This window comes from Synechococcus sp. R55.2 (assembly GCF_047462075.1).
GTDB lineage: Bacteria > Cyanobacteriota > Cyanobacteriia > Thermostichales > Thermostichaceae > Thermostichus.
Window position 1 is genome coordinate 23,339 of record NZ_JANSIH010000112.1, and the last position, 6,397, is coordinate 29,735.

Genomic DNA, 6,397 nt, shown 5'->3' on the forward strand with positions numbered 1-6,397 from the left:
AGAGTAAGCTCTGCTACAACTATCGTAGTGGAAAATCCTTAGAGAAGTAGCATGCTGCAACCGAAACGCATTTTGTCAAGCCGAGGATCCACGGGTTTTGCCGGAAGGTCGCTTTTTAAGTCCTAAGAGGGGCGCTGTTCTTGGCTTTGGGCAAACTGTTGCAGCCGCCGCAGCATCAGCAATTGTCCCAAGCCCAAGGGCAGGAGAGAGACGGCCTCTACCCGCAACTGCACCCAGCCGTTCCCCCACAGCCAGTCACAGTAGCCATCGGCTCCTCCCCACATCAGCAGGCGCAGCCGTTCCGGCAGCAGGGTTTCCACCTGGTGCATGATCGAGAGGGGGCCCCATTGGGCCGCAAAGGTGCTGCCCAGCTCCAGCCTTTCGGGAAGGGATCCCTGCAGTTGCTGGGGCCAGATCCACTGCTGCAGCAACCCCACTTCTGTCAGACAGCGCTGCATCGTCGATGCACTGGCCTCGACTTCAACCCGGATGGTGGAGGATTGAAATGTCCCTAGCATATCCATTCCGCGTGGGCGCTCTGGTGACCGGTGCCACGGTTCCCCCGGCGATGCCTGACTCTATTCTGGTCAATTTGTAGGGTTTGCCCACCCTTTCCCAGCGATCTTGCCTTTGAATCGTCCCCACTTGGTTGCCATCTTCGCCCAGAGCTTGGATGGAAAGATCGCAGCCCATCGAGCGCAGAGGCCCTCCTTCAGCAGCCCTGAGGACTATCGGCACTTGGAAACCCAAGCTGCCCAGCAACAGGCTTTGATCATGGGGGCCGCCACTCTGCGGGCCTACGGCACCAGTCTGCGTATTCGGGATCCCGAGTTGATCCAACGCAGAACTGCTCAGGGCCTATCCCCCCAGCCTCTGACGATCATCTGCTCTGGCAGCGGAGATATTCCTGAGGATTTGCCGTTTTTTCGCCAGCCCCTCACCCGTTGGCTGTGGACAACTCCCAAGGGATCCCGGATTTGGCGGAACCGAACCGGCTTTGAGGACATCTGGGTGGCTGCCGATTGGGATCTGCCGGCACGGCTGGCCCGCCTGCGCAGCTTGGGCATTGAACGGGTGGGGTTGTTGGGTGGGGGGCGGCTTTTGGGGGCATTTCTGCAGGCAGGAGCCTTGGATGAGCTGTGGGTTACCCTCGCTCCGGTGCTGCTGAGTGGATATGCCGATGCGCCTGCCAGCATTGAGGGTTGGCAAGTGCAGGGATCCCCGCCCCAGTTGGAGCTGCTGGAATGCCGCCGCGGTTCCAAGGAGCTGTTTTTGCGCTACGGAGTTGAGTGGCCCTGAGAAATGCTCGACACAAACACAAAAATTTTTGGACAAATTCAGATTTCCCGGAAATCCACAGGTTTTCCCCAGACTTTCCACAGGCGGGTGGGCTGTTTTCCACAGGGCCTTTCCCTCAGGGGGCGGCATCGGGGGTTTCTGTGGAAAAGTTGAGGTGGGTAAGGTTCAGGCGACTACACCCTGAGAAACGTAACGGGATCGCGCCATTTTTTCCCATCCCATCAAGGCCAATGGAGAGCTTTTGTCCTGTTGGATCCCTGGCTTGGGATTGACATCCCCCATAGGGCAGAGGGCAGAATAGCCCCACCTGAGGGCGAGTGGTGTGGAGATTTTCCCGAGCGCTCTCCTTAGAAAGAAAAGACTTCATCTGTTCTACGGCCCACGACAGGCTTAGGAACAGTTGTGAATGCCCTCCCTCCCATCCGCTGGGATAGGGGCAAGCTATGAACCTATATCGCTTGCTTTTCTTCTTGCGGGCCTGCTGAGGCCCCTAGCCTACCTAGGTTGGGTTTTGGTGTTGCGGGCTCGCTCTGTTCGGGCTGCCCAAGTTCTGGCTGTGGCCGCAGGTTTTGCGGGATGCCGTTTTCTCCCCTCTTGACCCCGAGTGAGTGGTTGGACTATGAGTTCTCACAGCGTTAGCATTTTGAGTGAAATTCCCGAGGAGCTGCATGACACCCTCCAAAACTACCTCTCCCGCCATCCCGACTGGGATCAGGATCGGGTGGTGACGGCAGCGCTCTCGTTATTCCTGCTCCAAAGCGGGGAGAGCGACCGGCGGGCGGCACGCATCTACTTGGACAGCCTGTTTCGCCGCAACTGAGCCCCAAGGATGGCCCGTGAAAACCGGGGCAGTGGGAACCTTTTGTTAGCCTGGGTAGGGATCCTGTCCCACCGCTGTCATTTGGACACTGGGGGGAGGGGGCTAAGAAGTGAAAGGGATCTCAAAAGAGGCAAAGACGTGCCACGGGGCTTTGGGCGAGGAAAAGACAACCGGCAAGCGACTGAGTCACAGGATCCAGAGCGGGGATCCGAGATCCCATCCCCAGAGGCGGCTCTGACGTGGGTTCAACGCTACCGACAGGCGGGGGATCTGAAGACCGCTCTGCACCTCTGCCGGCAGCTTACCCGCGCCCATCCCCATCTGTTCGCCGCTCAGGCGTTGCTGGGATCCCTTTATCTCCAGATGGGGGATCCCCGCCAAGCTTTGACCCCCTTGCAACTGGCTCTGCACCTGCGGGGGGATTGGGTGCCGGCCTGGCAGGATCTGGGCGATGCCTGGATGCAGCTTGGCAACCCAGAGGAAGCGGCGCGAGCCTACGAACAGGGCCTGGCCTTTGCCCCCGGTGATGGGCAATTGCTTTTCCGATTGGGCAGTTGTTGGCTCACCCTGGGGAAATTGGCCCAGGCAATTGAGGTGTTGCAACAGGCAGCAGCAGCCCAGCCTCCCCAGGTCTATGCCTTGGCAGCTTTGGGGAATGCCCTGATGCTCGATGGCCAAGCTGGGGAAGCGGAAAGTTGGTTTCGCCAAGCTCTCGCCCTTGCACCCCAGGAGGGGCGAATTCTCGTTAACCTCGGCCACTGCCTGCACCTGCAAGATCGCTTGGAGGAGGCCGCCGATTGTCTGCAACGGGCCATCTCGCTGTTGCCGAGGGATGCCCAGCCTCACAACAACCTGGGCACCATCTTGCAGGAACAAAACCGGTTGGAAGCGGCCATTGAAGCCTATCGGCGCAGCTTGCAGTTGGCCCCCCACTGGCCGGAGATCCACTACAACCTGGGCACGGCTTTGCTGACCCTGGGCCGCTACGAGGAGGGGTGGCGGGAATACGAATGGCGGCTGCAGCGACAAGAAGCGGCCTACCCGCGCTTTCTTTCGCCTCTGTGGACGGGATCCCCTCTGGGCCGCCAGACCCTGCTGATCTACGCCGAACAAGGGTTGGGGGACACGCTTCAGTTTGTGCGCTACCTGCCGCTGCTGGCCGAGGCCCATCCCCAAGCGCAAATCTGCCTCCGCTGTCAGGGATCCCTTGTCGAGCTGTTCAGAGGGTGCTTCCCCCTTCCCCAGGTGCAGGTGATCTCGGAAACGGATCCCTTGCCCTCTTTCGATTGCCATCTGCCTTTGCTCAGCTTGCCGCAGCGGTTGGGCACCACTCTGGAGACGATCCCGGCCCGCATCCCCTATCTTGTCTATCCCGTTCATGCCGGCGGGCCGCAGATCCCTTTGAGCCTCTCCTGGCCAGAGCTTTCCCAGGAGCGGATGAAAGTGGGGCTGGTGTGGGCCAGCGGCCGGCGTGCCCATCCTGAGCTCAACCGCGTGCAAAGGCTGAAAAGTTGCCCTCTGAATCTGTTGCTCCAACACTTGCATGTGCCTTCCATCCAGTGGGTTAGCCTGCAGGTGGGGGAAGATCTAAGGCCGCTGGGATCCCTATTGGAGCAGCACCAAGTGTTGGAGCTGGGATCCCGTTTCCGCAGTTTTGTCGATACAGCCGCAGCCGTTGCCCAGTTGGATCTGGTGATCAGCGTTGATACAGCCGTTGCTCATTTGGCCGGGGCGATGGGCAAGCCGGTATGGGTGCTGCTGCCCTTTGCCGCCGATTGGCGCTGGCTCCTCCATCGAGAAGATAGCCCCTGGTACCCCGGGGTGATGCGCTTGTTTCGACAAAACACACCGGGAGACTGGGTTGGCGTGCTGAGGCGAGTCCAGGTTGCCCTCGAAGAGAAGTTGCAAGGGATCCCCTCTCAAGACCGTGCCTGTTCCTCCCCCTGAATGATGCGCTGAAATAGATAGCCGGTGCCTCGGGCCGTCAGGATCAGCTCTGGGTTGCTGGGGTCATCTTCCAGCTTGGCCCGCAGCCGCGAGATGTGGACATCCACCACCCGCGTATCCACATGGCGCTCCGGGGTATAGCCCCACACCTCTTGCAAAATCTCGGAGCGGGAAAAAGGCTCCCCCGACCGACTGACCAACAACTCCAGCAGACTAAACTCCATCCCCGTCAGGCGAATGCGCTCGTCCCGTTTGTAGACCTGCCGCTTGTTGGTATCGATGCGAATATCCCCCACTTGAATCACCCCGGAACTGGGGATCCCATCGTGGGCCGACCGCGCCACCCGGCGCAACACCGACCGAATGCGAGCTTCCAGCTCCTTGGGCGAAAAGGGCTTGACCACATAGTCGTCTGCCCCCAGCTCCAGCCCTGTGATACGGTCGGCTACATCTCCCAGCGCCGTCAGCATGATGATGGGGATGTCCGATTCTTTGCGCAGCTCCTGGCAGACCCCATAGCCATCCAGCTTCGGCATCATCACATCCAGCACCACCAGGTCGGGATCCTGCTTGTGGAAAACCTCCAGCGCCTCCTCGCCGTCCGAAGCTGTGACCACGTCGTATCCGATCATGGACAGACGGGTTTCCAAGATGCGTCGAATGCTGGCCTCATCATCGACCACCAGAATCCGTTCCTTACGCTGTGCTTCCACGGTGCTGCAACTCCTGAACTTCTAACGGTACTCGGTAAAAGAGAAATCTGAAAAAGAACTGAGGTGGGCGCTAACTTGAGTTGGGCGGATACAGGAACCTCAGGGGCTGCTCCTCAGTTGGGCAGACTCACCGAGTGAAATTGAACACTCACAAGCAATCATCTGCAATTAACCAAAGCCGCACCCCAGGGATGCAGCTCCGGGAAACAAGCACCAAGCAGAAGGCCCTCTCAGCAGTCGATTCAATCTTGTTAAAAGCTCCAACTTCAATCCCACCTGATTATGCTGTCCAGTACCTGGTGCAAGGCACTCCTCCCCCCAAACCATTGCTCAAACCTGAGAGGCCTTCGTAAGAAGTTACTTTCCATAACCTAATTTATCATCCAAAATCGGCTGCCAACCCGCCTCGATGCTCTATTTTGCGGCTATTGGGCCGGACTTGATACATACCTTCACAACTTTTTCAGACCGATGCCCATTTTTCGGGATGTCCCTCAGGAAAAGCCGGGGATCCTTGACCGTTTGCAGTGGAAACAGCATAGCAACTGGCCAATAGCTCGGCGGAACGGATCTCTCGATCCGTATGATGCTCCAAAACGCGCCGTAACAGACGTTCTGCTTCCAGCCAAGCAGCCAAAGGCAGCGAATCCTCAGGCAGAGGCAATGTCGAGTTGGGCAGGGATCCCAAGGCACGTAAGGCAGAAGCGGAGACCCAGGCAATTGGGCTGGGCCGCTGGGCCACCCGGCAGGGATCACAGACCAAGCCACCCCATTGGGGGCTGAAAAAAACGCCGTCGACCAACTCCCCTTGACAGAAGTAACAAGCCTGCACCTGAGGGGCGAACCCCGCCAACGCCAGGAGGTGGTACAACCCGTGGGTGAGCAAGGGCAAAACGGCCCGTTCCGAAGCAGCCCGCTCGATGCGTTCCAAGTGTTCGACCAACACCACAAACAGCTCTTCCTGGGCTTGATCGGGCAAGGCCAACAGCAAGGCCACCTCCGCCAAATACTGCGCTGCTGTGAGATGGGCTAAGCTGCGGCTGAGACGAGGAAAAGTCTGGAGGGTTTCCGCTTGGACAATGCGCTGTAAACGCTGGGAGGTATCTGCTTGGGCAGACCAGCGCCCCCGCACCATCAGCAAATCGTTGATGACAAAAGGCTCCATCCGCCCGCCCAGCTTGGAAGGCTGCTTACGGGATCCCTTGGCCACCGCCCGGATCAACCCTTGCTCGCGAGTCAAGATGGTAACAATCCGATCCGCCTCTCCCAGTGGGATCCCTTTGAGATTGATGCCCGTAACCCGATAGGTGCGCCCACTCATGGGGTTCCTCTGGCTCGCAGCTCTTGCATCAGCTCCAGCCCCCAAGAGGTGCCAATACGGCTGGCCCCCGCCTGGATCATGGCCTCTGCTTGAGCCACTGTGCGAATGCCGCCCGACGCTTTCACCCCCACTTTGCCGCGGCTGAGTTGCCACAACAGTTGCACATCTGCCAGCGTGGCCCCCGGGCGGGGGGGGGGGGGGGGGGGGCGGGGGGGGGGGGCGGGGGGGGGGGGGGGGGGGGCGGGGGGCGGGGGGGGGGGGGGGGGGGGGGGGGGGGGGGGGGGGGGGGGGGGGGGG

Annotated in this window: 6 protein-coding genes and 1 pseudogene; 3 read left to right on the top strand and 4 right to left on the bottom strand. The window is 59.9% G+C overall.

The genetic code is table 11. The annotated features are described in order from the left end of the window. Positions 1–122: 122 nt before the first annotated feature. Complete coding sequence (locus NW838_RS04140; RefSeq protein ID WP_011434124.1) at positions 123–518, bottom strand: hypothetical protein; 396 nt, start codon at positions 516–518, stop codon at positions 123–125. Between the two features lie 112 nt (positions 519–630). Between NW838_RS04140 and NW838_RS04145 the strand changes: the two genes are divergently transcribed. The 3 genes from NW838_RS04145 to NW838_RS04155 all read left to right on the top strand — a co-directional run bounded on the left by NW838_RS04145 (position 631) and on the right by NW838_RS04155 (position 4,066). Then, positions 631–1,299: a RibD family protein gene (locus tag NW838_RS04145; protein ID WP_414357546.1), complete on the top strand. Its 669-nt coding sequence runs from the start codon at positions 631–633 to the stop codon at positions 1,297–1,299. Positions 1,300–1,918: 619 nt separating this feature from the next. Next, a complete protein-coding gene (locus NW838_RS04150) occupies positions 1,919–2,119 on the top strand; it encodes a DUF2811 domain-containing protein (RefSeq protein ID WP_041436785.1) in 201 nt (66 codons plus the stop codon). Between the two features lie 138 nt (positions 2,120–2,257). Further along, positions 2,258–4,066: a tetratricopeptide repeat protein gene (locus NW838_RS04155; protein WP_414357545.1), complete on the top strand. Its 1,809-nt coding sequence runs from the start codon at positions 2,258–2,260 to the stop codon at positions 4,064–4,066. Here NW838_RS04155 and rpaB read toward each other — a convergent pair. The 3 genes and pseudogenes from rpaB to NW838_RS04170 all read right to left on the bottom strand — a co-directional run. Next, complete coding sequence (rpaB, locus tag NW838_RS04160; RefSeq protein ID WP_414329445.1) at positions 4,039–4,779, bottom strand: response regulator transcription factor RpaB; 741 nt, start codon at positions 4,777–4,779, stop codon at positions 4,039–4,041. The genes NW838_RS04155 and rpaB overlap by 28 nt on opposite strands. A gap of 463 nt (positions 4,780–5,242) precedes the next feature. Next, positions 5,243–6,100, bottom strand: a complete 858-nt coding sequence (gene recO, locus NW838_RS04165) for a DNA repair protein RecO (protein WP_414427551.1) — start codon at positions 6,098–6,100, stop codon at positions 5,243–5,245. Then, positions 6,097–6,282 (bottom strand): annotated as a pseudogene (locus tag NW838_RS04170) (2-deoxyribose-5-phosphate aldolase); the annotation flags it as partial. The gene recO and the pseudogene NW838_RS04170, both read right to left, overlap by 4 nt. Positions 6,283–6,397 lie beyond the last annotated feature (115 nt).